General features: G+C 42.5%; 25 protein-coding genes. 4 read left to right on the plus strand and 21 right to left on the minus strand.

Features of this window, described 5'->3' with window-relative positions; genetic code table 11:
• Positions 1-3 precede the first annotated feature (3 nt).
• The 6 genes from kynU to BUC10_RS06475 form a co-directional block, all read right to left on the minus strand.
• Positions 4-1,260 (minus strand): kynureninase, encoded by a 1,257-nt coding sequence (gene kynU / locus BUC10_RS06450; protein ID WP_073177542.1) that lies wholly within the window; start codon positions 1,258-1,260, stop codon positions 4-6.
• A gap of 2 nt (positions 1,261-1,262) precedes the next feature.
• Positions 1,263-2,330 carry an amidohydrolase family protein gene (locus BUC10_RS06455; RefSeq protein ID WP_185116256.1) on the minus strand — a complete coding sequence of 356 codons (1,068 nt, stop codon included), beginning with the start codon at positions 2,328-2,330 and terminating at the stop codon, positions 1,263-1,265.
• 19 nt (positions 2,331-2,349) lie between these two features.
• Entirely contained in the window at positions 2,350-3,798 is a 1,449-nt protein-coding gene (locus tag BUC10_RS06460) for an aldehyde dehydrogenase (protein WP_073177546.1), read from the minus strand.
• The gene (locus tag BUC10_RS06465; RefSeq protein ID WP_073177549.1) at positions 3,795-4,568 is read right to left on the minus strand and encodes an IclR family transcriptional regulator; all 774 of its coding nucleotides are present in this window, start codon (positions 4,566-4,568) and stop codon (positions 3,795-3,797) included. Before BUC10_RS06465 ends, BUC10_RS06460 begins: the two co-directional genes overlap by 4 nt.
• Positions 4,565-5,329, minus strand: a complete 765-nt coding sequence (locus tag BUC10_RS06470; protein ID WP_073177551.1) for a 2-keto-4-pentenoate hydratase — start codon at positions 5,327-5,329, stop codon at positions 4,565-4,567. Before BUC10_RS06470 ends, BUC10_RS06465 begins: the two co-directional genes overlap by 4 nt.
• Positions 5,330-5,489: 160 nt before the next feature.
• The gene (locus tag BUC10_RS06475) at positions 5,490-6,590 is read right to left on the minus strand and encodes a DUF2911 domain-containing protein (protein WP_073177553.1); all 1,101 of its coding nucleotides are present in this window, start codon (positions 6,588-6,590) and stop codon (positions 5,490-5,492) included.
• A gap of 233 nt (positions 6,591-6,823) precedes the next feature.
• Here BUC10_RS06475 and BUC10_RS06480 point away from each other — a divergent pair, with 233 nt between their 5' ends.
• Complete coding sequence (locus BUC10_RS06480) at positions 6,824-7,822, plus strand: helix-turn-helix domain-containing protein (RefSeq protein ID WP_073177555.1); 999 nt, start codon at positions 6,824-6,826, stop codon at positions 7,820-7,822.
• On the opposite strand, the gene BUC10_RS06485 is transcribed toward BUC10_RS06480, so the two are convergent.
• From BUC10_RS06485 to BUC10_RS06520, 8 genes are all read right to left on the minus strand, one after another.
• Entirely contained in the window at positions 7,819-8,736 is a 918-nt protein-coding gene (locus tag BUC10_RS06485) for a DUF5777 family beta-barrel protein (RefSeq protein WP_073177556.1), read from the minus strand. The genes BUC10_RS06480 and BUC10_RS06485 overlap by 4 nt on opposite strands.
• Positions 8,726-9,280 (minus strand): YceI family protein, encoded by a 555-nt coding sequence (locus BUC10_RS06490; protein ID WP_084732577.1) that lies wholly within the window; start codon positions 9,278-9,280, stop codon positions 8,726-8,728. Before BUC10_RS06490 ends, BUC10_RS06485 begins: the two co-directional genes overlap by 11 nt.
• A complete protein-coding gene (locus BUC10_RS06495) occupies positions 9,273-9,722 on the minus strand; it encodes an OB-fold protein (RefSeq protein ID WP_073177558.1) in 450 nt (149 codons plus the stop codon). The genes BUC10_RS06490 and BUC10_RS06495 overlap by 8 nt, the downstream gene beginning before the upstream one ends.
• Before the next feature lie 69 nt (positions 9,723-9,791).
• A complete protein-coding gene (locus tag BUC10_RS06500) occupies positions 9,792-10,073 on the minus strand; it encodes a hypothetical protein (RefSeq protein ID WP_131819057.1) in 282 nt (93 codons plus the stop codon).
• Between the two features lie 10 nt (positions 10,074-10,083).
• Positions 10,084-10,929, minus strand: a complete 846-nt coding sequence (locus tag BUC10_RS06505) for a DUF5777 family beta-barrel protein (RefSeq protein ID WP_073177563.1) — start codon at positions 10,927-10,929, stop codon at positions 10,084-10,086.
• A gap of 12 nt (positions 10,930-10,941) precedes the next feature.
• Positions 10,942-11,325 (minus strand): hypothetical protein, encoded by a 384-nt coding sequence (locus BUC10_RS06510; protein WP_073177565.1) that lies wholly within the window; start codon positions 11,323-11,325, stop codon positions 10,942-10,944.
• A complete protein-coding gene (locus tag BUC10_RS06515) occupies positions 11,322-11,885 on the minus strand; it encodes a YceI family protein (RefSeq protein ID WP_245812792.1) in 564 nt (187 codons plus the stop codon). Before BUC10_RS06515 ends, BUC10_RS06510 begins: the two co-directional genes overlap by 4 nt.
• 7 nt (positions 11,886-11,892) lie before the next feature.
• Positions 11,893-12,261 (minus strand): hypothetical protein, encoded by a 369-nt coding sequence (locus BUC10_RS06520; RefSeq protein WP_073177567.1) that lies wholly within the window; start codon positions 12,259-12,261, stop codon positions 11,893-11,895.
• 236 nt (positions 12,262-12,497) lie between these two features.
• On the opposite strand from BUC10_RS06520, the gene BUC10_RS06525 reads away from it, so the two are divergent.
• The gene (locus BUC10_RS06525; RefSeq protein WP_073177569.1) at positions 12,498-13,586 is read left to right on the plus strand and encodes a LytTR family transcriptional regulator; all 1,089 of its coding nucleotides are present in this window, start codon (positions 12,498-12,500) and stop codon (positions 13,584-13,586) included.
• Positions 13,587-13,591: 5 nt separating this feature from the next.
• On the opposite strand, the gene BUC10_RS06530 is transcribed toward BUC10_RS06525, so the two are convergent.
• From BUC10_RS06530 to BUC10_RS06555, 6 genes are all read right to left on the minus strand, one after another.
• Positions 13,592-13,777, minus strand: coding sequence for a CPXCG motif-containing cysteine-rich protein (locus BUC10_RS06530; protein ID WP_073177571.1), 186 nt, complete (start codon positions 13,775-13,777; stop codon positions 13,592-13,594).
• 26 nt (positions 13,778-13,803) lie between these two features.
• Entirely contained in the window at positions 13,804-15,123 is a 1,320-nt protein-coding gene (locus BUC10_RS06535; protein WP_073177575.1) for a TolC family protein, read from the minus strand.
• Entirely contained in the window at positions 15,124-18,414 is a 3,291-nt protein-coding gene (locus tag BUC10_RS06540; protein WP_073177578.1) for an efflux RND transporter permease subunit, read from the minus strand. It lies immediately after the preceding gene.
• Positions 18,411-19,547, minus strand: coding sequence for an efflux RND transporter periplasmic adaptor subunit (locus BUC10_RS06545; protein WP_073177580.1), 1,137 nt, complete (start codon positions 19,545-19,547; stop codon positions 18,411-18,413). The genes BUC10_RS06540 and BUC10_RS06545 overlap by 4 nt, the downstream gene beginning before the upstream one ends.
• A 155-nt stretch (positions 19,548-19,702) precedes the next feature.
• Positions 19,703-20,587 carry a leucine-rich repeat domain-containing protein gene (locus BUC10_RS06550; protein WP_073177582.1) on the minus strand — a complete coding sequence of 295 codons (885 nt, stop codon included), beginning with the start codon at positions 20,585-20,587 and terminating at the stop codon, positions 19,703-19,705.
• A gap of 137 nt (positions 20,588-20,724) precedes the next feature.
• On the minus strand, positions 20,725-22,635 hold the full coding sequence (locus BUC10_RS06555; protein WP_073177584.1) for an ABC-F family ATP-binding cassette domain-containing protein: 1,911 nt from the start codon (positions 22,633-22,635) through the stop codon (positions 20,725-20,727).
• A 98-nt stretch (positions 22,636-22,733) separates the two neighbouring features.
• Here BUC10_RS06555 and BUC10_RS06560 point away from each other — a divergent pair, with 98 nt between their 5' ends.
• Positions 22,734-23,126, plus strand: coding sequence for a DUF983 domain-containing protein (locus BUC10_RS06560; RefSeq protein ID WP_073177586.1), 393 nt, complete (start codon positions 22,734-22,736; stop codon positions 23,124-23,126).
• On the opposite strand, the gene BUC10_RS06565 is transcribed toward BUC10_RS06560, so the two are convergent.
• Positions 23,114-24,169: an NAD(P)/FAD-dependent oxidoreductase gene (locus BUC10_RS06565; RefSeq protein WP_073177589.1), complete on the minus strand. Its 1,056-nt coding sequence runs from the start codon at positions 24,167-24,169 to the stop codon at positions 23,114-23,116. The two genes, BUC10_RS06560 and BUC10_RS06565, sit on opposite strands and share 13 nt — an antisense overlap.
• Before the next feature lie 329 nt (positions 24,170-24,498).
• Between BUC10_RS06565 and BUC10_RS06570 the strand changes: the two genes are divergently transcribed.
• Positions 24,499-26,058: an IPT/TIG domain-containing protein gene (locus tag BUC10_RS06570; protein ID WP_073177591.1), complete on the plus strand. Its 1,560-nt coding sequence runs from the start codon at positions 24,499-24,501 to the stop codon at positions 26,056-26,058.
• Positions 26,059-26,292: the final 234 nt, after the last annotated feature.

Genomic DNA, 26,292 nt, shown 5'->3' on the forward strand with positions numbered 1-26,292 from the left:
TTATTATCCGTTTATTGCTTCTTTTAAAATGGTTACAAATTTGAACACATCGCTGTAATTGTTATAGAGTGGGGCCGGAGCAATACGAATTACATCTGGCTCTCGCCAATCTGCAATAACCCCTTTATCCGTTATGGTTTTAAAAATATCCTTGCCGCCCCATTTGGTAATCTGGAGGGAAAGTTGACATCCTCGTTTCCTCACATCCCTAGGTGTAATAATTTTGACACTATCTTTCATGTCTTCCAACAATTTCTCGAGGTATCCCGTGAGTTTTCTGGATTTTTCAACCAATCCCGGCATACCCACCTCATCAAAAACATCCAATGATGCTCGAATTGCGGCCAACGAAAGTATGGGCGGGTTGCTCAACTGCCAACCTTCAGCACCCGGAATAGGGTCAAAATCATCCCGCATTCCAAATCGGGTTTCCTTATTGTGTCCCCACCAACCTGCAAACCTTGGAAGGTCAAAGGCATGGGCATGTCGTTCGTGAATAAAACATCCGCCAACGCTTCCAGGGCCACTATTCAAATATTTGTACGTGCACCATGCGGCAAAATCAATGTTTGAATCGTGCAGTTCGAGCGGTAAGTTGCCTGCACCGTGAGCCAAATCAAACCCTACGGTGCATCCCTTGGCATGACCAAGAGCCGCTATTCTTTTCATATCAAAAACCTGTCCGGTGTAATAGTTCGGACACCCTATCAATATCAAAGCAATAGATTCACCTTCCTTTTTAATTGTAGCTTCAATATCCTCCTCACGCAGCAGTACTTCGCCTTTTCGTGGCTTCAATTCCAACAGTCCATTCCCATACCCATGAAATTTCAATTGGGATTCCACGGCATATCTATCGGATGGGAATGCATCAGATTCAATTAGAATTTTAAAACGGTCTTTGGTTGGTCTATAAAAGGTCGCCATGAGCAGATGCAAATTGACGCTCAAAGTATTCATGACCACAACCTCCAAAGGTTTTGCCCCAACAATTTTGGCCATTTTTTCCGTTAAAAACTCATGATAGGGTAACCAAGGATTCTGCGCATGAAAATGACCTTCTACCCCAAGGTTTTTCCAATCTTTCAACTCCTGTTGTACATATTCGGCGGTTTTCTTGGGTTGTAGGCCCAAAGAATTACCACACAAATAGATATAGGGCTTTCCGTTGGTTCGCAGTGGCAAATGAAACTGATCCCTGTAAGATTTTAAACTGTCTTCGGTATCGAGTTGGAAAGCGTATTCAAGTGTTTTCTCCATTTTTAATTCTTTCCAATACGTTTTGCAAACTTTTCCACCTTATCTCCGCATAACCATCGCACCACGTTATCATCCCAAATCTGTCCATGTTGTTCTTGGGTGATAATGCCTTCATCCACTGCCAAGTCCAGTAATTTTCCAGGGTACGAGGATTGTCTTTCACTTTCCATTTCTCCCAAAGGGTATGGGTCATCCAATCCCAAAATAATCTGATCCGTACCTTTTTGACGCCTTACCATCAATTCCAAGGAAAAGGTATCATGTACTAGAGTGTCAAAATAAATATTGGGGTGTCCAATTGCCTTTCTGGGGCGCGTCTGTCCCTCAAAAAGGTCAGGTCTACCATCAAAACCTTGGGTTCTTCTGCCAATGTTCAGATGGTTCAGCTGTCCCCCATGGGCAAAGCATACCCTAATATTGGGATACTTATCGTATAACCCATCCAAGGTATAAAAGTGATAGGCATCGGCACATTGAGCCAACATCCAAATCAAATGGAAGCGCCAGGATTTGTTCTGCAACTGAATAAATTTTTCACCATCATAGGGATGAATCTCTATGGCCAGTTCATACTTATTGGCCAATTCAAAGATGGGTGCTGTTTCCTTATCAAAAATTCCTCGCCAAGTGCCAATAGAATCCATATAGTGGGTGGGCAGGCAAAGTACCTGAAGACCCAGCTCTTCCACACAACGCTCTATCTCCCAACAAGCCCCATCAATGAATCCGGCATGAACCACAAAACCACAGGTAAACTTGGTAGGATAATCCTTTTGGACCTGGGCATTAAAATCGTTTTGAAAACGAAGCGCATATTTCATATCATGAATGCGAAGCCCATTGCCATACAATTGGGAAAGATTAAGGACCACAGCATGATCAATCTCGTTTTTTCCCATCCATTCCAATTTCTCATTGAGAAAAAAGCTGGAATCAGTAACCGGGCGCTTCCAATCCTTCTGTAGCATGTATTCCCTGTCCTCATCAATCCAAAAAATCTCCTTTTCCTTTAAGTAGGATGGAATCTGCTCCGGATAGGGAAGCAAGTGCGAATGACCATTGATTCTCATAGTTTCTGTGCTTATGCTTTTATGTTTTAGAATAATCTATACAAACATTTTTAGGTTCAGTGAAAAAACGAAGTGCTTCAAGACCACCTTCCCTTCCCACTCCTGAATTTTTCATTCCACCAAATGGGGTTCTTAGATCCCTTAGGAGCCAGGTATTAACCCAGACTATCCCAGCTTCCAGGTCACGTGCAACGCGATGCGCCCTTCCCAAATTTTGGGTCCAAATTGTTGCCGACAACCCGTAATCACTATTGTTAGCGAGGTCCAAGGCCTCTTGTTCGCCCTCAAAAGGTGTAAGGGTAACCACTGGACCAAAAATTTCTTCTTGGTTTGTTATGCAGCCTGAAACCAATCCTTCAATAATGGTGGGAGCAATGTACCATCCATCTGTGTTTCCATCCGGGTGAACCGGCTTTCCACCGCATAGTATTCTTCCCCCTTCTTGTTCTGCCAATTTTATGTGCCCCATGATTTTGTCAAAATGAGGCTTGGAAACAATGGCGCCCAAATCCGAATCCTCCTCAGAAGGATGTCCAATCCTTAATGCTTTGGTCTTTTGTACAAAATCGGTTTTGAACTTTTCATATATCGATTTTTCAATGTAGATTCTAGAACCACATAAACAAATCTGACCTTGGTTGGCAAAAGAGGACCTGAGGGTAGTTTGGAGCATTTTATTATAATCGCAATCGGCAAAAATGATATTGGGGTTTTTTCCACCCATTTCCAGGGAAAGTTTTTTAAAGAGGGGTGCGGCTTTAGTTGCAATGTCAACGCCCACCTTGGTACTCCCGGTAAAGGAAACTGCCTTTACAGCCTTATGTGTACTCAGAACAGCAGCTGTTTTGGTTCCCTGCCCATGCACAATGTTCAAAACGCCCTTGGGCAATCCAACCTCATCGCAGATTTTAGCCAACAAAAATGCTGTCATTGGGGTCACTTCCGAGGGTTTTGCAACAACAGTGTTCCCCATTGCCAAAGCAGGCGCTATTTTCCAGCTGAAAAGGTATAAGGGTAAATTCCATGGGGAAATACATCCTACCACCCCAAGCGGTCTTCGAAGGGTATAATTAATGGCCTGCCCATTCATTTCATGGGATTCCGAGGAAAATTGCATAAGTGCCGTCGCAAAAAACCTAAAATTTGATGCTACTCTCGGAATATCAACCGTTCTCGCCAATTTTAGCGGTTTTCCGTTGTCCATGCTTTCTGCCAATGCCAATTCTTCCAAATCCTTTTCTACGCGTTTGGAAATTCGCATTAAAAACTCATGCCGTTCTTCCAAAGAGGTTGCAGACCAAGAGGGGAAAGCCTTTTCAGCAGCGGCTATGGCGGCTTGCATGTCCGCTTCATCTGAATCTGGGACCTTTGCATACACCTGGGCATTGGAGGGATCATATACATCCAAATAGCTATTGCCTTTTGGCTTAGTGAACTCCCCTCCTATGTAATTCAAAATCGTCTTCATGGTTTAAATTCCCCTATTTTTCCTCGAATCCTATCCGCACCGGATTTAAGGATTTCTACATAATTTTTGAGTTCATTGATTTTAAATCTGTTTGCCGGTCCCGCCGCGCTTAAACTGGCCACAATTTCATTTCGTTGGTTGAAAATGGGAACCCCAACGCAAATCAGCCCAATCTCATACTCCTCTCTATCAATGGCATACCCCTGGGCCCTGATTTTTATAAGTTCATTTTCCAAATCAAAGTGGTCGGCGATAGTGTTATCCGTAAACCGTTCCAAATCTGGACCTAAGATGTTTTTTGACCTTATTTCTTGATAACCAGAAAAGGAAAACGCCAGTAACACCTTACCCAAGCTGGAGCAATGTAGTGGCTTTGAAGAACCGATTGAGGAATTAATGGTTAATCCCTGAGGGCTTTTCACCTTATCCACATAATAGACCTGCTTATTCCGTAAGATAGCAATATGAACCGTTTCTGTAATATTCTCGGCAACTTTTACCAGTTCTGGATGGGTCCTGTCCACAAAAGCTGACTGAATGCGTACCCGATTTCCGAGCTCAAAAAGTTTTAAGCCCAATCCATATTTCCCTGAATCTGGATCTTGGTACATGGCTCCACTTTTTTCCATGTCGGACAAAAACCGATATACGGTACTTTTACTGGAATCCATTGTTTTTGCCAGCTCGGTAACGCTCCATTCCGGTTTCTCTATCGTAAAGTGCTCCAGTATAGCAAAGGTTTTGTTGACTGAACTTTTCAAGGATTTCATGCCTCAACCTTTATATTTACGCTTCCCAATTGTTCTGCCGTTACCTCAACCTTGTCACCACTATTAAGGTAAATGGAAGGAGTGGCCGCACCAGCCAAAACAACCATGCCCCTTTTTAGGCCAAAACCATACTGAGTTGTTAGCTTGATGGCTTCCCATAAAGATGTCAACGGGTTGCCCAAAATACTATTCGAATTACCCGATTCCATAGTTTTACCATTACAATTCAAGGTCATTGCTATATCAGAAATACCCGTTTCTGGAGTTTTCCATTGGCCAAGAACATATCCAGCCGCAAAGCAATTGTCAGCAATCACATCCCAAAGCGAAAACTTAAAATCCCTATATCTGGAATCGCAGATTTCCATGGCAACCGCTACGCCGGAAGCCAAATCTTCCAGTGGTAGACCGCAATGTTCCATAGTAAGGTCTTCTTTTAAAAGAAAGGCTATCTCGGGTTCTGCCCTTGGTCGTATATAGTTGTTAAGATGTAGCACCCCATCATTCGGGATCATCATTGTGTTGGTTAGCCTTCCCCAAATGGGGGCATTGACCCCAACCTGCTCCATTTTGGGTTTGCTGGTAAAGCCCATTTTTATTCCGGACAGCTGCTCCCCTTCCTCCAACTTAAGATCAATGATCTGTTGCTGGATTGCATAAGCATCCTCAAGGCCCAGTTCGTTTCCATACTTAACTTGAGTAATAGGGAGACGAAGCTTTACCGCCTCATATAGATTATGGGCTAGATTATTGTGTTTCATTAAATGAAATAAGGTTTCATTATGTGATAAATTTAGGAATATAATTCTCAGGATTCAAAAAAATTAAGGTTAAACTTAGGTAAGCAAAAAGCATAAAAAAAGCCTCCTGATCAGGAGGCTCTATTAAATTACAAAAGCTTAAACAACTATAGTTTCATGTCTATATCCCATAAGTGCCATCTTTTACTTCCCCGGAAATTTCCTCGATTCTGGATTTGAAATTATCTGGAGCACCTTTATGGGCTTTATCTAGAAGTCGCAACATTTCCTTGCCCTTTTTCTTGGTATGATATAGACTTATAGCCTTGTTCAGCTGCAAATACCACGTATCTGGGTGCTGTTCAAGGCTAGAGGTACTCATGGCCAACGCTTGCTCATATTGCTTTTGCCTCAACAAAAAGATAATAAACCCATTGAAATCGTAGGCTGGCGCTGATAACTTACTGGCTTCAGAAACTGTACTTGCCAATTCCTCATCCCTACCCAGTTTATCCAGTAGTCGGGCTTTGGTTGTTAAGTTGGAGAGGTTCTTATTGGCCGCAAAGCCATTATATCCACCATCTATGGAACGGTTGGCCCAGGTGAGCGCTTCCTCAAGGTTGGTATCATGTTGCAAGCACCAATTGGCTGCATCGTCCCAAGCTTCCCAACGATAGGTGTTTATTCCCCTAAGTTCATTTCTAAAGCTTTCTACAACCGTTTTGTTCAAATCTACACCAACAGTGAACGGTAACCTTTTGGTACCCCACTCCAGTGCCACCACAACGCTGTCATCTTTTCGGTCGATGAACTCAAAGTCGAGCTGCTCCGTATTTGGACAGGTTGCGCTGTTCACGTCTATGGTGAGTGCGACATCATTTTCCATATCCAAATAGTAACTACCCCATTGATTGCTGTTATGGGCAAAAATCAGGGTATAGGTATTCTCCCTGGGAATTACATGAAAACCATAGGCACCTGCCTCTAATTGCTTATCATTAATGGTAACGTCCGTGCCAAATTCAATGATGGTATTCATGTTGGCACCGGCCCGCCATGCCATTGGAGTGCCGTTCTGCGGAATGACATCCGGATTGTTCCAAACATCACGCTCCCGAAGTGCAGGACTATGATAGCTTATAGTGATTTCTGTGACTCCCAAACGTTGCATTTCAACCACCATTGGGCTAGATGTTGGGTAGGTCATCGTGTGAAAGGGATTGGATTGCCCAAAACCGGACATGGTAAACAGGCCCAAAAGGCCCAATACTATTTTTTTCATCTTAAAGGGTTTGATGCGCCAAGCTATGCTCCAATCGTTATGAGAACCTCTAGATTTTGAAAATGCAGAATAAGATTATGATAATTTTAACAGGGCAATGACATCGGACCAAGACCAATCAAGAGCTAATTTGCAAGTCATCAAAAATGAAGGAAGGTTGCGATTCATACTAAACCTATCAACAAATTGAAAGGTCATAAATTTATCTTTAGTTATAATTATAGTTTTATACCATGTATTTGGCCCTAATTGTGTTCACGTCCGTTGCCGCTAGCATGTCGTTTTTTATGGTTGCTTACCTATTTTTTGTTTCCAAAGGAGGCACCATTAAAAAAACCGCCCTGATTCTACTGTTATTGGCCATCACCTTACGAATTTCAAAGTCCGCTTTCTATTTTTTGCTCTATCCAAAATTGCAGTTATGGTTTTTGGTCTGGGGCTTTGTAGGGTTTTCAATGATTGGGCCTTTCGTTTACAACTATTATAGGCCAATCTTGGGAAAAAACTCCCAGTCCAAGATATCCACACAATTGCTGCACCTAGTGTTCCCAGTAATAGGCTTATCGCTTTTGATAGGTTTTCCTTACTATGTTTCCCTTTTGTACCTTCTGTGTTTGGCAAGCATGGGAATGTACCTACTGGCCTCGTGGAGATTGCAATCCCAAAGAAAATCGGGAATAGGCCATCAGGAACGAAAATGGGAACATGTATTATTTGTTTGTTTACTATTCCTTTTTGCCGCATTTACCTTACCCTACATCATTCCGTACAACGAGTCCTATTCTTTGGGGACCGCAATTGCTTCACTTGTGATATGCTTTATGTTCTTCTTTTTTTTAAAGTATGCCCCAAAACTGTCAAGTTTAGAAAAAAAGCAAGGCGTGGACCCAGAAACAGCACGTCTAATTATTGAGACACTGGAGCAAGGATTGCACTATAGGGAGGCTTCTTTCTCCCTACATTCGTTTTCGGAACAACTAGGTATACCCAAGTATATTATCACCCAAGCGATCAAAGAAGTATATGGCAAATCGTTCCATGCAGCCATCAATAGTTTTAGAATTCAGGATATTCTGGAAAAACTTAAGCACAATCTAAATCAGGACGATAAGATAGAGACATTGGCTTACGATGTAGGCTTTAAGAATATTTCCACCTTTTATGCGGTATTTAAAAAAGAAACTGATATGTCTCCGCGTGAATACCAACAGAAGATGGCTCAAGGACTTTAGTCCTTTTGCTTTAACCCTTTCAGTTTGCGTTTCAGGTGAAGCACATAGGTGAAGTTAAATCCGAAATTGAGGTTGGGGTTTTTAAAGTTGAAGTTGTTCTTTGTTCCCGTTATAAAAGAATCTTCCACCATACTCGGGGCATTGGTCAACATAAATTGAAGCATGACATCCCCAATTTCCCAATTCACCCCTAACCCAAATGGACCATAGGTATCAAAACTGTCCAATGGATTGAAAACCGTGTAGTACTCGGACACCAAAGACACATGATGGCTTAGCTTATATCTGCCGCCAATCCCCAGGGCCATATGGTTACGGGCGTCAATATCACCGTAACGAACACTCCTATGTACAAAGGTAGGTGTCAACTGCAGGGAGAAATTGGGGCCAAATTTTCTGGCGATGAGCAACTGGGAGGTATATGATAATCTATTGGAAAAGCTATCATCAACATCGGGCAGGATCAGGCCTTCACTAAAATAACTCGCATTTTGAAAAATAGTAATGCTGAACGGGGAACCCTCTCCCTTAGGTCGTTGGCGAACCAAACGATATTTGAGATAACCATCAAAGAGTCCATCCCAGGTGGATCCACCAAACCCTGTGGACAACCGATCACTGATACCATATTCCAGCGCAATACGGGCGTTCATTTTATCCACTCCAAAACTTTGGGATTGCAAGGCCGGAGTATTCCAAAAACGGTTGGACAGCATGATTTCCAAAATTCCCTTTTTACGGGTTTCCACGGAATGCCCATAGGTAATTCTGGTCGTTTTAAAAGTTGCGGATACATAGGTAGGAACCGTATCCTTGTGCTCCTGCTCCAAAATATCCAGCAAGCCTTCCTGTCCCAAAACCGGAACGGCCATAACCACAAGCGTCCAAAAAGTAAAAACTGCCCTAATTCGCATAAGGTTCGCATTCAAATCTAAAATCCACTGAAATCGTCTTTGCTATATTACCGGCCAACAAGGGCGGTATTTTAATTTGATAATCCTGTACCAGTGCCTCAAAGGTTCCGGACAGTACAAAAATCTGGTCTTTGCGTTCTATTTTCGTCTTAATTTCCAAAACTTTTGTAACGCCATGCATGGAAAAGTTTCCTTTCACAATGCGCGTTTGTTCACCTTCCAAACCGGAATCAAACCCTTGAATCTGACCCTCAAAAGAGGCTTTTGGATAAATATCCGATTCCACATAGCTCTCGTTAAAATGTTCCCGCATCAATGCCTTTTCAAAGATAAAGGCATTCATGAGCATGCTCACCGCAATTTCCCCTGATGTCAAATCAATGATGCCCAACACCTGATTATTCTCTGCCTTGATATGCTCTACCGAGGTATATGAAAAGAACGAGACCTGGCCTTGTCTTGCAATAACCCTAGCAGATTCCTGACCATGCGCAAACATGGCAAAAAACATAAAAACAGGAAAAAGCTTGTTTACTTTACTCATCGACGATTACACAATTCAAAAAAATTGCGTCTTTTAAAAATCCTTTATATATCCCCTTTACTTTTACGGTATCCCCCATTTGGAGCTTCCTGACAGACTCTCGCTCCCCTTTCAGCATATCACAAATCACCGCCGGGTGGTCCTCCAAACCCGCCCTTAGAATTATCGTGATGCGGTCGTTTCGGTCGTTGACTTCTTTCACAGCACCAGTGATTTCCACCACTTTTTCCGCTTTGATATTTTTTTGGGCCGATTGGTCTCCGGTCAAGGTCGAAATCAGATCGGGCGCTTTGTAAAAAAACTCGGGTTCCACTTTGGCCATATCTTTTTCAATAGGATTGAAATAAAACCAGAGTCCGGAAGCCACTAAGGCCACAACTAGGACAATGAACCAAAATCTTGCCCCAAAGATGTTTTTTACGTTACCCAATGTTACTTTCATTAAAGCCCGGGGCATAGCAATACAACCCCGGGCCAAATCTACTAAATCTAATTTCCCTTTTCAAAAGCCTTAAGCCGCATTGCTTCCCATACCGTTACATCGGCATAGTGGCGGCACATAATTTTCTTCCTTGATGGTATCACCCGTGGGGGGATGACCCATTTCCATTAGTTTATTGAGCGCCAAGGACAGCTCGTTGGCCTTTATGAATTGAAAAACGACCAGTGATTCCATGGGATAGGCAAATACATTTGTGATGTCATCAATGCCCATCAATTCTTTTACCATTTCCGAACCGCAATCCATGCAAAATCCCGGTTCCACTATAATTCTTGCTAAGCTTTTTTTCATGGTGGCAGTTTTAAAAAACACGTGATATATTAAATCCAAAGAAAATATCCCCTTCACCCCAGTCTCCGGTTGCCTGACCCAAGAAATAATTGGTATTCATGGGTTGGGCATTGGTGAAATGCAATTGGAACACATGTCCGCCTGTCTCCAGGTCGAATCCTATGGAAAGTGGGTTTTTAAAGGGCGAGTTCTCGCTTCTGTTAAAATGGAGTCCATAGTCCACATTCAGGCTCCATCGCTTTGTCAGCTTGTGCCTTCCACCAATCCCAAGGGCGTATTGCGAATTATCCTGTTCGTCTAAGGCCTCAAAATTGTTATGGAAAAAAGTGGGTGCCAACTGAAACGAAAAGTCTTTGCTCACTTTTCTTGAAATCAATAGCTGGGACGCATACGCCAGCTTATGTTTGAACTCCAAAAGAGGCAAGGTTTCCTCACTTAGCGAAGTGTTCAGGAGCACGCTGTTATGGAGTACCACAGTAACCGGCATACCTCCAATTTTCTGACGTAGCAACCTAAGTTTTAGCGAACTTTCATAGGTTTTTTGAAAGGAACTTCTGGAGAGTCCGATGTTAATACCGTCGGTAATGCCATAAATAAGATTCAGCCGAGTTACCGCCTGATCTAGTCCAAAAAAATCCTCTATTCCGGTTTTAATGGTTCCAAATCGGTGAGAAACCACAAAATAGAGCTCTTTTTGCGAGACCATTTTGGTGGATTCGAAATTCACAATTTTCAGCCCTTTGAAAGCCGCGGTTTCATAATCTGGCGGGGTCTCGGTATCTATTTCATCAAGGAGTGCATCCTGGCCCAACACCAAGTAAGGTAACAGCAGCACTGTGTAAAGTATGTTTTTCATTTGTTTATTTGATTAGTTTACGATGCTTGCCTGGTCTATTTTAACAAGTTCTAGCAGGTCGTCATAGCCTACACACCTTCCCTTTATAGCCAGGGAATCCCCATTTGAGAGCTCCAATGCCATATCAATGAAGTTGACCTGTATCTTGTTGTCCAGTATGACTGAATTCTTTTCCATTTCGGTAATTGTCCCGGACGCTATAATGGTTTGATCAACAAAGCGCTTTCCGCCTTCCCTGTTCCAATCCATGAATAGCTGTTCAGCGGAGAGGTCAAAGACCGCTTCTTCTTCTGAAATACTCCTATGCTCGCCCGAGAGGAATGCGTAGCCGAGCCAAACCATGGCGAGAGTGAAAAAAGCAACCAATACTGCGAAAGTCCATTTCCTGCGATTCATTTCTTGGCGAGTTTAAAATCAATCTTCACCTGCACTTCCTTGGCAATTTTATTCCGAACTATTTTCGGTATTTTGATATCAAAATCTGCCGGAGTAACTATAAAATCACCAAGTATTGCCAACTTATCACCAGCTCGTTGCACGGTGACAATGGTTTCAATCTCCTTATCCTTGCCGTGGAAGGCTAGTTTGCCCTTTAGATTAACTTTAGAGCTTTCAGTTTGAAGTTCCTCCAACTTAAAATCGACCAACTTTCCTTTGAAAATTGCCTTGGGGTAACTATCGGATTCCGCATAGTTCTCGTTGAAATGTTCCTGCATCAACGCATTTTTAAATCGGAAGGCTTTTACAAGGGCCAAGGAAGCTATATCATTGGTCTGGGCATCAAAAATGGTGGTAACGGTCTCATTGGTGGCCTTCACCTCCTCGAACAACTTCTCAGAGGCTTCAAAAATGATTATCCCATTCTTATCAATGTATTTTTCCTGGGCATTTACACCAATCAATCCAAGAAAAACCAATACAAAACCTAATACTCCTTTCAACATCTGTTTTGGCATTTCCAAATTAGTTTTCAGGGGTTCCTTGGTCAATCCATGCGTCTACTAGGTCTATTGTGGATTGTGGCAATCTTCCACCAGGGGGCATTGCCCTTGGTTCACCTGTCTGTCTACTTATGGCGGTCAAAATCCCACTGGCCCTGCTTTCCACATCGGAAAAGGTGGTCAATGAAAACGGAGCCCCATTCGTGGGAGGCGAAGAATGGCACCCCAAACAACTTCCACCAATTAAAGAACTAATATTGTCTTCATAGGTTACTGTTCCGTTTGTAGGGTCATCATCGGTTGGCACCAGATCTTCCTCACTGTCACTGGAGCAACTTGCAACAACAACCATGAATGTCATGGTTAAAAAGTAAATCAAACTCTTTTTCATGATTAAATTTTTAAAGGGTTAATGATAATTGTCTTTTGTGTTTGATAAAATCAAAGCACGTGATAATCAAAGTTTTAAATCGACAAAATGTTGGTGAAGGGGAATATTAGGGTTTAACAGGGAATTTTTGGCCTTAAAGGGAATTTGACACTTTAAAGGAACATTACATTCCTTGAACCGATTTTTGCAGGCTTGCAAAATCATTATATCTTGAGAAAAAAATTGGCATTGACCCCATGCGAAAAGACCGGCTCTATTTCCTCACTTTTATCTCCATAGCGTTGATTTATGCGCTCATTTCCAGCATTGCGCTCCATTACTTAAACAAGTCAGGAACACTTACACTTTTGCAAACCTATATGGAGTTCAGTAAAAATGAAGCGAAGACCTTCGCCACCCTGGTAAGTCATCAGATGAACACCAATCCAGATAAAGCAAAAGTGATACAAAATGTGCAGCAGAGTTTGGAGGAAACTGATCAAGATATTGGCTATCTAAGTATTTTGGACTGGTCCGGGAAAATTGTTTGTCATCCAGACATCAAAAATGTGGGGCAAATGGCCGGGGCATCCGAATCTTTTGTTTCTTCCGTGACAGAGGAGCTGACCCTTACCAGTTTTTACGAGCAATTAAAAACACGAATGGACGAAATTGGAACGGCAAACCTTGAAAACGAATCTGAGGTCATTCATTTGTATCCTGTTGCCGGGACAGATTGGATTGTGGCGGTCCATGTTGGACTAGATAAAATCCACCTCCGGCTGAATGAACTAAAAAATCGATTTTATCTCATTTTCCTGGTCATGGGACTTATTGTTGTCCTTTCCTATGTACTAACAGTACGATGGATTGGAAGCAAGTATGAAAAAAGATTGGAGTTGAAAAACCAACAGTTGGAGGATGAAGTGGTGAATCTGTCCAAATTGAATCGAGCTGTTGGTGATTACCAGCAAAAGGTAAATCAAGAAGAAAGTTCCGATCAACAATCCAAAAGAAGAATTTTAACCTATGTGAGAAACGAACTTCTCCCAATACCCACAGAAGAGATTGCCCAAATCTATACCGAAAACACAATTACCTACGTAGTTTGTTTTGACGGAAGAAGGACCACCTCCAATTCCAGTTTGGACGAGCTGTTTTCCCAATTGGACAATGCCCATTTCTTCCGGGCCAATAGGCAGTTTATCATTGCCATTTCCAGTATCGACAAAATTGTACGCTATGGGAACAACCAATTGAAAATTTTGGTCAATCCAGATTCTGAGCAAAATATCATTATCAGTAAAAACAAGGCTGCCGAGTTCAAACAATGGCTAAACCTTTGAGGTAATTATCCCTGACCCAACTCCCTTGCCTGAAAGTCTGTCAATTCCCTTTGAGCACAACGGACACTAACTTCGATCGGATTGCAACATACCTCACAGTCCTCAACGTAGGACTGTTGGGAAACTGAAGTATCCAGAAGAAAAGAAATCTCCTCCCAGCAATACGGACATTGAAAAAAATGTTCAAACATGGTTGAAACAGAAACGAATTACACCACTAAAACTCAACATTCAACAGTTGCCCACTAACTTGAAGCATCTGTAATTCCGCCAACTTGGCGCTATATTTGGCCTGGCTTTGAGCTAATTCCGCATTTAAAAGATTGAGTTGGGCCTGTCGGAACTCAATGGAGGTAATCTGACCCAGTTTATAGCGCTCATCGGTCCTATTGAAATTATTCAGGGTAGTCTGCAGGTTTTTTTCTTGAACCTCCAATACATATAACGCATTGGTGTAACTATCCCATGCATTTCGGATATCCCGCTCCACCTCAAGTTTAATTTGTTTTTGTAGTAGCTCTTGGTTCTCGTATCCAATCTTGACGTTCTTGATACCCGTTATGGCCCTACCACCATCAAAAAGGCTCCAAGTTAGATTAATCCCTCCAGAAACACCGGTAGAAGAGTTCTGCACGGTAAATGCCAAGGGACTGTTGTTATTGGACTCATTCCAACCATAGGAACCGGTCAAACCAATGGTAGGCAAAAATGCGCTACGGGCCGATTTGATATTAAGTTGATTGATATTCATTTGCCGATCAGCAATCTGAAGTCGTACATTGTTGGTCTTCGCCTCATTATGCATATTCTCCATCTCCAAGCCAGACACAAAGTTCACCGTAGTATCTGCCGAGAATGCAGTAGACAGTTCTCGATTCAAAATTAGGTTGAGATCTCTCATGGTGTTCCGCAGCTGCTGACGTGAATTCAACAGATTAATACTATCAGTATTTATATCAACCTCGGCGTTAAGTACATCAAGACCGGTATTCTGTCCGTATTCAAATTGATAGCGGGCCCGCGTCAGTCTATCCTTTGAGATAGCCAAAGCCTGCTCCAAATTTTGCGTGTTTTCGGTCAATCTTGCCACCTCATAGTATACCGTGAACAGTTGAAGGACCGTAGTTTCAATGGTCTGCCGCACTTCAAGTTCGGATTGGAGCGAGCGTTCCTTAAAGCTTTTATAGTCGTAATACCTGCCCAGACCATCGAAAAGGGTGTAGTTTACATTTACCGAAGCATTGTACCTCCGTGTTTCAACCCCATCCGCTGTTCGGGTTTCTCCATTGGCAAGCTGTCCCTCGGTATTCTGCTTGTCTATGCTCCCGCCCGCGTTTGCAGTTACAGAAGGCAGATACCCTGAGTTTAGGATATTGGCATTGTTCTCATCTATTTTTTGTGTGTTCCTTGCTACCTGAATACCGAGGTTGTTGGCAAGCGTCATTGCTATGGCCTCTTCCTTGCCAAGCATTTGTTCCTGTGCCAAACCGATAAAAGTGAATAAAAACAGGGGTAGCGTAAAAAGTATGCGTCTCATTTATGTTGTGCCTTCTAAAACTTGTGAAGCTTCTTTCTCTTGGGTACCGTTATGTTGAATACTTCCATTTTGTTGATACAGTCCTTCATCTGCCATGTTCTCTTCCTCAGTTCGCTCCCTTATGGCGCGCTCCACCTCTTCCCGTGATGCTTTTTTACCTGTCCAGAGCTGTTTAATTCCAACTTTTACATTATTTCCAAAAGCAAGGAAAATCGGAAGCATTATTAAAGTGAGGATAGTAGCAAATCCAATACCGTAGGCAATGGATAGTGCCATTGGTTTTAGAAATTGTGCTTGCCTACTTTTCTCCAAAAGAAGCGGTGCCAAACCGGCTATTGTGGTAATGGATGTTAAGAATATGGCCCTGAACCTAGATCGTCCTGCCTCATAAATGGCTTCGTCGAATTTAAGTCCGCTCCTTAGATTATTATTGAACTTCCCGATCAGCACCAAGCCATCATTGACCATAATTCCGATCAACGCTATAATTCCCAAAAGTGATAAAATATTGATTGGAAAGCTGTGGATCCAATGGCCCCACGCAACCGCAGTAAGGCTAAAAGGAACCAAAAGCAATAACAACAAAGGCTGACTAAAGCTTCTAAACGTAAAGGCTATGGTGATAAAAATCAGAATCAACACGGTCAATCCCGCAAATCTTAGTGAATTGTTGAATTTATTGAATTCCCTGTTCTGGCCTTCATAGGAAGGGGTGATTGAAGGGTATCTTGAAAGAATATCTGGCATGACTTCAGTTCGAATCCATGCCATGGCATCGGTACCGCTGGTGGTCTCAGGATCTGTTAAGTCCGATGATATCTGAATCTCTCTTTGTCCGTCCAAATGGTTGACGGCCACATCTCCCCTTTCGATAGAATAGGTTGCTATCTCCTTTAACGGAATCCTATCACCCGAAGGCGTTAAAATGCGCATATCGTCCAAATCAGTAAGTGAAGATCGGTTGGTACGATCATAGCGCACCCAAACCCTAATTTCATCTTGTCCTCGTTGAAATCGTTGGGCCTGAGACCCAAAGAATCCGGCCCTAACCTGATTCATGACCGTTCTTAAGTCCAAACCGAGCAAATACGCATTTTCCTTGAGCTGCAATCGAATTTCTTTGATACCTGCTGGGTCGTTGTCAGCAACGTCCTTTAGCAGTGAGTTGTTCAACATGGCTGTTTTAAGCTCATTTTTCGCTGCCTTTAACTCAGTAATATTATTCCCCAAAAGTGAAACTGAAACCGGGTCTCCCCCAAAGTTTCCGCCAGAGCCATAAATCAGACTTTCCACACCAATAACCGGTCCTACCAACTGCCGTAACTTTCCGGTTACCAAACTGGCAACAATCTCATCAGGGCGTTCCTCTCCAGGCAACAAATTAATGATCAGCGTCGCCGTTGAAGAACCTGGACCCAGTGTTTTTAGCATATTTTCAAATAGCATCTTGTCCGAGCCCTGCAAATATTCCTCAGTAAGTTGTTGGTTTACAATTTCTGCCTTATCCTGAATAAGGGTGATAATGGAATCCGTAACTTTCTCGTTGGTACCATTTGGCATCTGAAGTTCAACGGCAATCCTATCGCTGGCAATCCTTGGAAAAAATGCAGTTCTTATAATCCCGCCCCCAATGGAACCAAAGGTCAATGCCAAGGCCATGAAGAAAAAGGAAAACGTTAGAAATTTATAGTTCAAGGCAAATCGTAACACAGGACTATACCACCTATCGCGCATGTATGCCATGGCCTGATCCCCTAATTTATTTATAACCCTAAGCTTGGCAAATATCCTTCCCAGACCGGAGGTTGGGTCCTGACTTTTTGGTCTCAAGGCTTTGGAATGCGCCAAGTGGGCCGGAAGAATAATCAATGCTTCAACTAGGGAAACGACCAAGGTCAAAATAACGATTACTGATACTTCGCTAAAGAAATCCCCAATTCGCCCATCCAGAAAAAGGAAGAGTGAAAACGCCAGAATTGTGGTAATTATCGCGGATAGAATTGGCGGAATCACTTCCATTGTCCCATCTATGGCCGCACGTATGGGGCTTTTACCCTTTTCATAGTGTTGATAGATGTTTTCAGCGATAACAATCCCGTCATCCACCAAAATCCCTATCACAATGATCATCCCAAATAGGGATAGCACGTTGATGGTCACATTGAGCATGGGGGCAAAAACGAACATCCCTAAAAACGCAACCGGAAGTCCAAATGCCACCCAAAAAGCTAATCGGGTATTCAGAAATAACGAGAGGAACAAAAGTACCAACGCCATCCCGATGATTGCATTTTCGGTAAGAAGGTCCGTACGTTGGGTCAATGTCTTTGATTGATCGCTGATAACCTCCAACTGGGCGTTGGAGTATCTTTCATTAAAATCTGCGACATAGTCCTTCACCTGCTCAGCAGAACCAATTAGGTCTTCCGTATTGGTGCTGGTTACCGTTATATTTACAGATAGTTCGCCATTTAGGTAGGAAGCATTGGGGGTTTCCGAAAATCGATCCCTTATGATGGCCACATCCTTCAATCGGACAGATCGCCCGGATGCATCAGCCCTTACAACCACATTGGAGAGTTCATCCCCGTAGTAAGAGCGGTTATTGGCTCGAATCAAATATTCCTCTGCGTTGGTCTTAATGTTTCCCCCGGTCACCAAAATATTGGCATTGGAAACTGCTTGGGCCACCTCATTAAAGGAAAGATTATAAGCCAAAAGGCTGTTTTCGTTTACCGCAATTTCAATTTCCTCTTCCGGATAACCAGAAATTGCTATCTGGGAAATCCCATCTATGGCCCGTAAATCATTTTCAATTTGTCGCCCAATCTGTTTTAATGTTGCAAGCGGTATGTTTTCCCCAGAGACCGCGAAACTAATCGTTGGGCGAACCGCTTCTAGCTTGGACACGATCAATGGTTCCATTCCTACAGGAAATGTGGGCACCCGATCCACGGCGTTCTTGACCTCCAATAACATGAAGTCTATATCCCTTCCTTTTTCAATCTCCACATTGATGTTTCCGCTGTTTTCCCTAGAGGTAGAGGTAACACGCTCTACTCCTTGCAAACCTTTTAGATTGTCCTCTATTTTTAGCACAATCCCTTCTTCAACCTCCAATGGCGAAGCTCCGGGATAGGCAATGTTAATGACAATGTTCTGGGAATCGACCAAAGGAAAAAACGAGGATTTTAGGGACAAGGCTCCCACAATCCCAAAGATGAAGAAGGCCAATATGATCACATTGACCGCAACATGGTACTTGATAAAATAGGCTATTACCTTTCTCACGATTTGGTTCTTTTGCTGTTGTTGGCATCAAAAACCTTTACCTCCATTCCTGCATAACCTCCAGAAACCGGCCTAGATACGATAACCTCCTCATTGGGTACATTTTTTAGGACCACGGTCCTGTCGGTAAAATACACAGGATGTACATCGATGACATCCAATATGGTATCGCGAACCACAAAGATTTGATTGTTTTCCAGCAGCAAGGACCTATCTACTTCAATAGCATCTGGCTCTTCTTTGGCTTCCAAATTCGCTTCCAAGTATTGTCCTTCTTTCAAGTTATCGCCACTTACTTCAATGTATACAGTAATGGTCTGTGAATTTTGATCTACCCGACCATTCACCCTTATTACCTTGCCCATGAAGGTTTGGCTTTTCTCCAGATTGGAAAGTTCAACCCGCTTGCCCACGGTTAAGTAGTCTCCGTAAGTCTTGCTCACGGCAACCTCCAATTCGTACACTCCTATATTGATAAACTCTCCTAATTTCTGTCCTACACGAATCAAGGTTCCCTCTGTGACCAAGGCGTCTGTGAGCACCCCTCCGAAAGGGGCAGATATTGTATATTTTGAAAGTCGTTGTTCCAAATTTTTGACGTTGTAGTAACTGGAAATCACCCCCCTTCCCGAAATAAAGAATTTTTCTTTTTCAGAGGCCATTTCCGGAAGTTTTGGAGTGGTTTTGTCCAAATCAAAATTATTGAGGTAGTCCTGCCATTTGGCATATATTTCAGGATAATCCAACCTCAAATCAGGCATTATGGATGTCAATAGATTGTACAGATTGCTTTTTGCCGATTGGACAGAGGCATAATACTCATTGGCATCGATTCGTATCAGGGTCTGGCCCGCGGCATATTCCTGTCCGGTCCGAAACAATTTGCTTCCCTGTCTGAAAACACCCTGTACTTCGGAAAACAGTTCAACCCGTTTTTTCGCCCTTAGATTTCCATTTGCAGGAACTACAATAGGGATGGTTGCGTTGCGTACCGTGTCCACAAATACGGTTTTGACCACTTTTTGGGATTGTGGTCTTCGACTTTTCTTGCTTCCCACAATAAGCTTGGCAAGAAATATGGACAAAAAGATTACAATGCCGCCAGCAACGGCCGAAATAATGAGCTTGCGCATGTTTAGGAGCGAATTAGTCCCTGCAAAGCTATTGGCTAAGGAAGGTTTGCTTGGTTAAATATTTCATAAAATGTTAACGTAAAAAGAAATATGTGGAAACAAAAAAGGGGATACACGCCTGTATCCCCAAACCAAACAAACTAAAGTATAACTAACTACTCATTTTCGTCAACATCTTCAAATTTTGTATCCGCCATTCGGGTGCGCTGCAATTGCAGTTCGTTGAATTTTGGATTTAATGATTTTTCATCGGTATCAAAGACCAAGAACTGTTTTGTGTCCATTTCTTGGAGTCCTTTATACGAGTTGAACCGATTATTCTGTAATTGTAATATTTTAAGGCTGGCCAATTGCCCAAATTCAGACGGTATCTCACCGCCCAATTGATTGTTGGCCAAGACCAACTCCTTCAATTCGGAAAGATTGCCCATTTCCTCGGGAATGGATCCCTCAAGATTGTTTTCAAAGAGTCCAAGAGCTTCCAGTTTGGTCAAATTGCCAATAGAAGCCGGAATAATACCCCTAAGGTTGTTGCTGGATAGGTTGAGTTCCCTCAGGTGTTCCAATTCTCCGAAGGTATTGGGTATGGAGCCACTCAAGAAATTATTAAACATGGAAAATACCCTTAGCTCCTGCATTTGCCCAACTCCCAACGGAATAGAACCTTTAATACGGTTCATCTCCAAACGAAGTACTTTTAGGCTCTTTAGTTTAACGATATCTTTCGGTAATACTCCCGTAATACCATTAAAAGCAAGGTTTAAATGTGTTAGGTACTTCAACTTCCCAATACTCTCGGGAAGCACTCCCTCCAAGTTATTCATGAACAAATTAATCCCAACAACACGATTTTCTTTAACCTCTATACCTTTCCAGGTGCTTACCGGGGCATTCAAATCCCAGGATGCCTTCCAATTTTCACCGTTGGTGTTGTGGTAAAGGTCCAACAATGCGTTTTTCTCCTTTTGGGAAACTTCACCATATGAGATTCCAATTCCCAAAACGAGCATAAAAAGGCAGTAAATCGCTTGTCTTATCATGAACAATTATTTCAATTCATAAGAATTTACTTACAAATAACGATGAGAAGCCAAAACCCTACAAATTATTTAGGTGTAGCTCTGGAAAAATGTTGTAAAGTGGTCTAAAAGCGTGGTGTAGGACTCCGAAAAAGGTATTAGTCCAGTTGTTCCATATCGTTAGAGAGTTTTTCCCATTCCTCCATCAAGGTCTCCAAATTGTCCTTTTTCCCTTGATAATCATCAAAAAAGCCCGGTTTGGCAATGGTGGAGTCATAATCCATCAATAATTCATGATCTATGGTCGCAATGTCCTTTTCCAATTGCGAAATTTTCTTTTCCACTCCACTAAGCCTATTCTTTAGGGACTTAAGCTTTTTTTGGGTCTGGTAGTCATTTGCCTTGGGCTTCTCCTTCTTTACTTGAATTTGTTGTTCGCCCTTTTCTATTTTTCTAAAATCCTCAGCTTTGCGCTGTTCCAGATAGAAATCGATATCGCCTAGGTATTCTTTTATACCTCCATCCTTGAACTCATATACCCTATCCGTGAGCCCTTGAAGAAAATCACGATCGTGGGAGACCAGTACCAAAGTCCCTTCAAAATTTTGCAACGCCTGCTTTAATACGTTCTTGGATTTAATGTCCAAGTGGTTGGTAGGTTCATCCATGACCAGCACGTTAAAGGGTTGCAACAACATTTTGGCCAAGGCCAATCGGTTACGCTCACCTCCTGAGAGCACCTTAACGTATTTGTCCACCTCATCTCCCCTAAACAAAAAAGAGCCCAAAATATCCCTGACCTTGCTCCGATTCTTTTCATTCGCAGCGTCGATCATGGTATCCAGAATGGTCTTGTTCCCGTCCAAATACTCGGCCTGATTTTGGGCGAAGTACCCTATTTGCACATTATGTCCAATCTTCACCATCCCCTCATGGTCCAGTTCCCCTACCATAATTTTGGCCAAGGTTGTCTTTCCCTGTCCATTTTGACCCACGAAGGCAGTCTTACTACTTCGTTCCACCAACAGATTGATTCCGTTCAGTACTTCATTCTCCCCATAGCTTTTGGACAGATTTTCCAGTTCCGCAATGACCTTTCCTGGGGTAACGGAGACCGGGAAACGCACGTTCATGACGCTGTTGTCTTCTTCGTCCACTTCGATTCGGTCAATTTTATCCAATTTCTTGATAAGTGATTGCGCCATGGAAGCTTTGGTCGCTTTCGCCCTGAACTTTTCTATGAGTTTTTCGGTCTGTTGAATTTGTTTCTCTTGATTTTTTTGGGCGTTCAGCTGTTGCTCTCGAATCTCTCCCCTTAATTCCAAAAACTTGGAGTAGGGTTTGTTATAATCATAGATTCGACCCAACGAGATCTCTATGGTTCTATTGGTAACATTGTCCAAGAACATCTTGTCGTGCGAGACAATAACCACCGCTCCTGAGTAGTTTTTCAGAAATTGCTCCAACCAAATAATGGATTCGATGTCCAAGTGGTTGGTAGGCTCATCCAATAGCAGTACATCATTGTTTTGCAACAACAATTTGGCCAGTTCAATCCGCATTCGCCATCCGCCGGAAAACGTATCGGTAAGCTTATCGAAATCCTTTCTTTTGAATCCGAGTCCTATCAATACCTTTTCAGTATCTCCTTGATAGTTGTATCCTCCAAGAATCTCGTATCTATGGGTTACTTCCGTGAGATCCACCATCAATTGGTTATAGGACTCACTCTCGTAGTCGGTCCGTTCCGCAAGTTCTTGGTTAATCTTGTCCAATTGCATCTCCAGGGCCTTGATTTCGGCAAATGCCTGATAGGATTCTTCAAGTACCGTTCTCCCTTGTTCAAAATCAATGTCCTGCTTTAAGAAACCGATCCTAATATCCTTTTCGGTGGCAATTGTTCCCGAGTCCGGGGCCATTTCCTTGGAGAGCAACTTTAAGAGTGTCGACTTTCCAGCTCCATTCTTGCCAATAAGCCCCACCCGGTCACCGCCGTTGAGACGAAAGGCGATTTCCTCAAAAAGATATTCGCCCCCAAAAGCAACTGAAAGGTTATGGATATTAAGCATACTTATAATAAAAATTCATTATGTTAAAATCAACTTTTGGTATTACCGTTGAACCGTAAAAACAACTGCAAATCTTACTTTTGTCAAAAGCCTTGCAAATGTTAAAAAAAGGAAACAAACTCTACAGTATTTTAACAGGAAGTTGCCCCAAATGCCATCAGGAGAGCATGTACCAAAACACCAATCCTTATGCCATTTCCCAATTGTTCAAGATGCATGAGCGTTGCTCGCATTGCGGCACCAAGTACAAAATTGAACCTTCGTTCTTTTATGGCTCCATGTATGTGAGCTATGGTGTAGGGATTGCTTTTGCCGCAGCGGCATTTGTAATTTCCTTTCTGGTTTTGGGTACTTCGCTGGTAAACACCTTTATTGCCATTGTGCTCACTTTGGTGGTCTTTCTCCCTATCATTGTACGATTGTCCCGAAATATTTGGATCAATTTCTTTTTTAAGTACGAACCTCCAGCGGTTAAGGGTCAGTTGGAATAGTATTTTTTTGTAAACCTTTGGCAATCGATTTCCAAATCCAAGGGTCGGCCCTCTTCAATATGGCAATATAATTGTTCTGAAGCATAGGGCGCAATTAGCACACCCCTTGAACCAAAACCATTTAGCACATAGAGATTTCCATGTTCTGGATGTTGCCCGACCAAAGGCCTTCGGTCCACAACTGTAGGTCTAATCCCAGCTACATGATCCACCACTTCAAAATCACATTTTAAAAAAGTTTTCAACTTTTCCAAGAGTTCTGATTTGGCCTCTTTGGTAGGAGTATTGGTCTTGTCTTTCCACTTATAGGTAGCTCCAACCCGATACATATCATTCCCCATGGGGATGGTAAACACGCCGGATTTGATGACATTTTCTTCCCTATAATCCGGTGCTTTGATGGTTAAAAGCTCTCCCTTGGTGCCATTTAAGGGTAAATAGCCAAAAAATGGGTTGTTTTTAAGCCCGTAGCCTTCACAAAAGACAATTCGCTTGGCCTTAACGTTGTTATACGAAATGTGGTCGGAAAACGCTTTAAAATGATCAAAGACGAAAGGGTGAAGGGTTAAAATTCCCTTATCTTTCAAATATTGGGTGTAGGAAGACAAGAGTGCGGCCGTATCGATACGACCGGTGTGGAGCACTTCACCAAAACCAAACTGAGCATTCAGGTGGGGGTTTTTATTTTGCTGAATGTCTGTTGATAGGAAGCTATCCAATCCGGGTTTGTCCGCTGCCTCAAACCAAGTGTTCTGTTCTTCAATGGAAGCGAAGCGTCTTAGAACCCTCAATTTATAATCCAGTTTCACCTCCAGTTTCTGCTCTAGCTGGCGGTAAAAGGGCAAGGCTCCCCCCATTTGCTCCCCTGCGTTCCACGCCATAGTAAACCTTTTTAGGATGACAGGGTTATAGAGCCCTCCGGCCACTAGGGAAGATTGCTGGGAATTATCGGAAATAACATGGAAGGTCTTTCCATTTTTTTCCAAGGTTTCGCAAAAAGAGATTCCAGCCAGGCCCAGGCCTACTATCAAATAGTCGTGCATGGTGCAAAAATATTAATCCCTAGTGAGATTATTAAAAAGGGTGAAGGGCAATAGGTTGAATTCTTTCTTGTATTGTTAGATTTTTCGATTTAAGGAAGTGGGAAAGATAGCAAAAATTGGTTCTTGGTTCTTGGTTCTTGGTTCTTGGTTCTTGGTTCTTGGTTCTTGGTTCTTGGAAAGAATGTAAACAATTGAAAATCCAAAATTGAAAATTATCCAAGAGTCAATCCAAAACATCCATCCGTCAATTGAAAAGGGGCATTCGTGAATTTAGAGGTGCAAGGCAGGGCCGTTTATGGTTTATTTAGGTTCATTTAAAACAGTTTATTATGAAAAAACCTACTTTTACCTATGTCATTCTTGTGCTGCTTACCTTATTTTATATTGCTTGCGGCTCGGATGACGGAACAACACCGCCAACGGATGACGGTTCTGGCATAACCGATGATGATCCAAAAGTCAACCCACCCACCATTACCCAATTTGAGCCAACACAAGGTACTCCTGGAATAAAAGTGACTATCTCCGGGTCCAATTTTGGCTCCACAATTGAAGACAACACGGTGGAGTTTAACGGTACGTCGGCCACAATTAATGAAGTCTCTTCAACTTCGCTTAAGGTGGTTGTCCCAAACAATGCAGAAAGCGGACCCATTTCAGTTACCGTAGACGGGGAAACAGTGGAAAGCTCAACAGATTTTGACGTATTGGAGCCCCAAGTTTCCATAGATAGTTTTTATCCTCTTGAAGGAAAGGAAGGAACGGTAGTTGAGATTAGCGGAACCAATTTCAGCGTAAACATTGAAGAAAATCTGGTTGAATTCAATGGAGTCCCCGCTCAAGTAACGGAAGCAACTGAAACCATGCTTACTGCAACCGTGCCAGCAAACGCCACAACAGGTCTTATTGGGATAACGGTTGGTGGAGTGGATTATATGACAAGTACCATGGATTTTACTGTAGGTCCTTGGCGAAAAATGGCCACATTACCAGAAAACGAATATAACTCGATTGAATACGGAAATATGGCATTTCTGAGAGATGCCGAAGGAAAGCATAAAATATACTTTGGACTAGGGCAAACTATCTCTGGCCAAAATACATTGTACCTTAAGGATATCTGGGTCTATGATGTGAAAAGTGATTCATGGTCTGAAGGTCCAGAGTTTCCAGGTAAAGGCCGTTCTAAGGCAACCTCTTTCGAAATGGGTAATATATGGTTCATCATTACCGGCGAAAATGATGAAGGAGCCATCAGTGATAGTTGGGTTTTTAATCCTAAAACTGAAACCTGGACCGAATTTGATTCAACAAATTTGGGTAGTGATTTAAGCTCTTTTACAATTGACCATGGTGAATCAACACTCGGTTATGTGTATGGCGTAATTGAAAATGGTGAACCTCAGAACCTAAGAGGTATTGACAAACAAGGAAACATTTTTGATTATCAAGGTTTTGCGGAGAATGGTCAAGGTCTGCAAAACGCAGTCGGTTTCTCTCTTAACAATGATTTGGGCTACATAGCCACCGGAAATGGAAATGATTTATCCAACGGACTATATATATATGACTCGGACTTAGATAGTTGGACAGATCCTGGAACGCCACTACCAGGTGCTGCAAGGGAAGGTGCCATTGGTTTTGACATTCAAGGATTTAAAGGTTATGTCGGGTTGGGAGTCTCTGTAAGTGGTCATCTAACCGACTTATGGGAATATGATCCAGATACAGGATGGACCCAAAAAACTTCATTACCTAGTGTTGGAAGGGAAGGCTCAGTTGCAACTTCAATTGGCAATCAGGCGTATGTTGGGTTTGGCGCAGGCGTGGGAGGTACTCCGGAACAATTCAAAGAGTTCTGGAAATACAATCCATCGCTTGAAGATTAGGTTTCATATATTAACTTGTTGGAAGGACGGCAAAGCCGTCCTTTTTTATTGCCAAGATTTGATTCAAAGGTCATGGGGTTAGAATTTTAGATTCTTGGATTATTCGACTTCGAGATGGTTGGAGATTGGCGCTTGGTAGAATTGGACACTTCGCTCAGAGTGACATTTGAGTCACAAACAAAAAAACGCCGCACTTTCGTGCGGCGTTTTGCTTGTATAGAATTGGAAATTTGT

This window comes from Flagellimonas flava (assembly GCF_900129665.1).
In the GTDB taxonomy this organism is placed as follows: Bacteria; Bacteroidota; Bacteroidia; order Flavobacteriales; family Flavobacteriaceae; genus Flagellimonas; species Flagellimonas flava.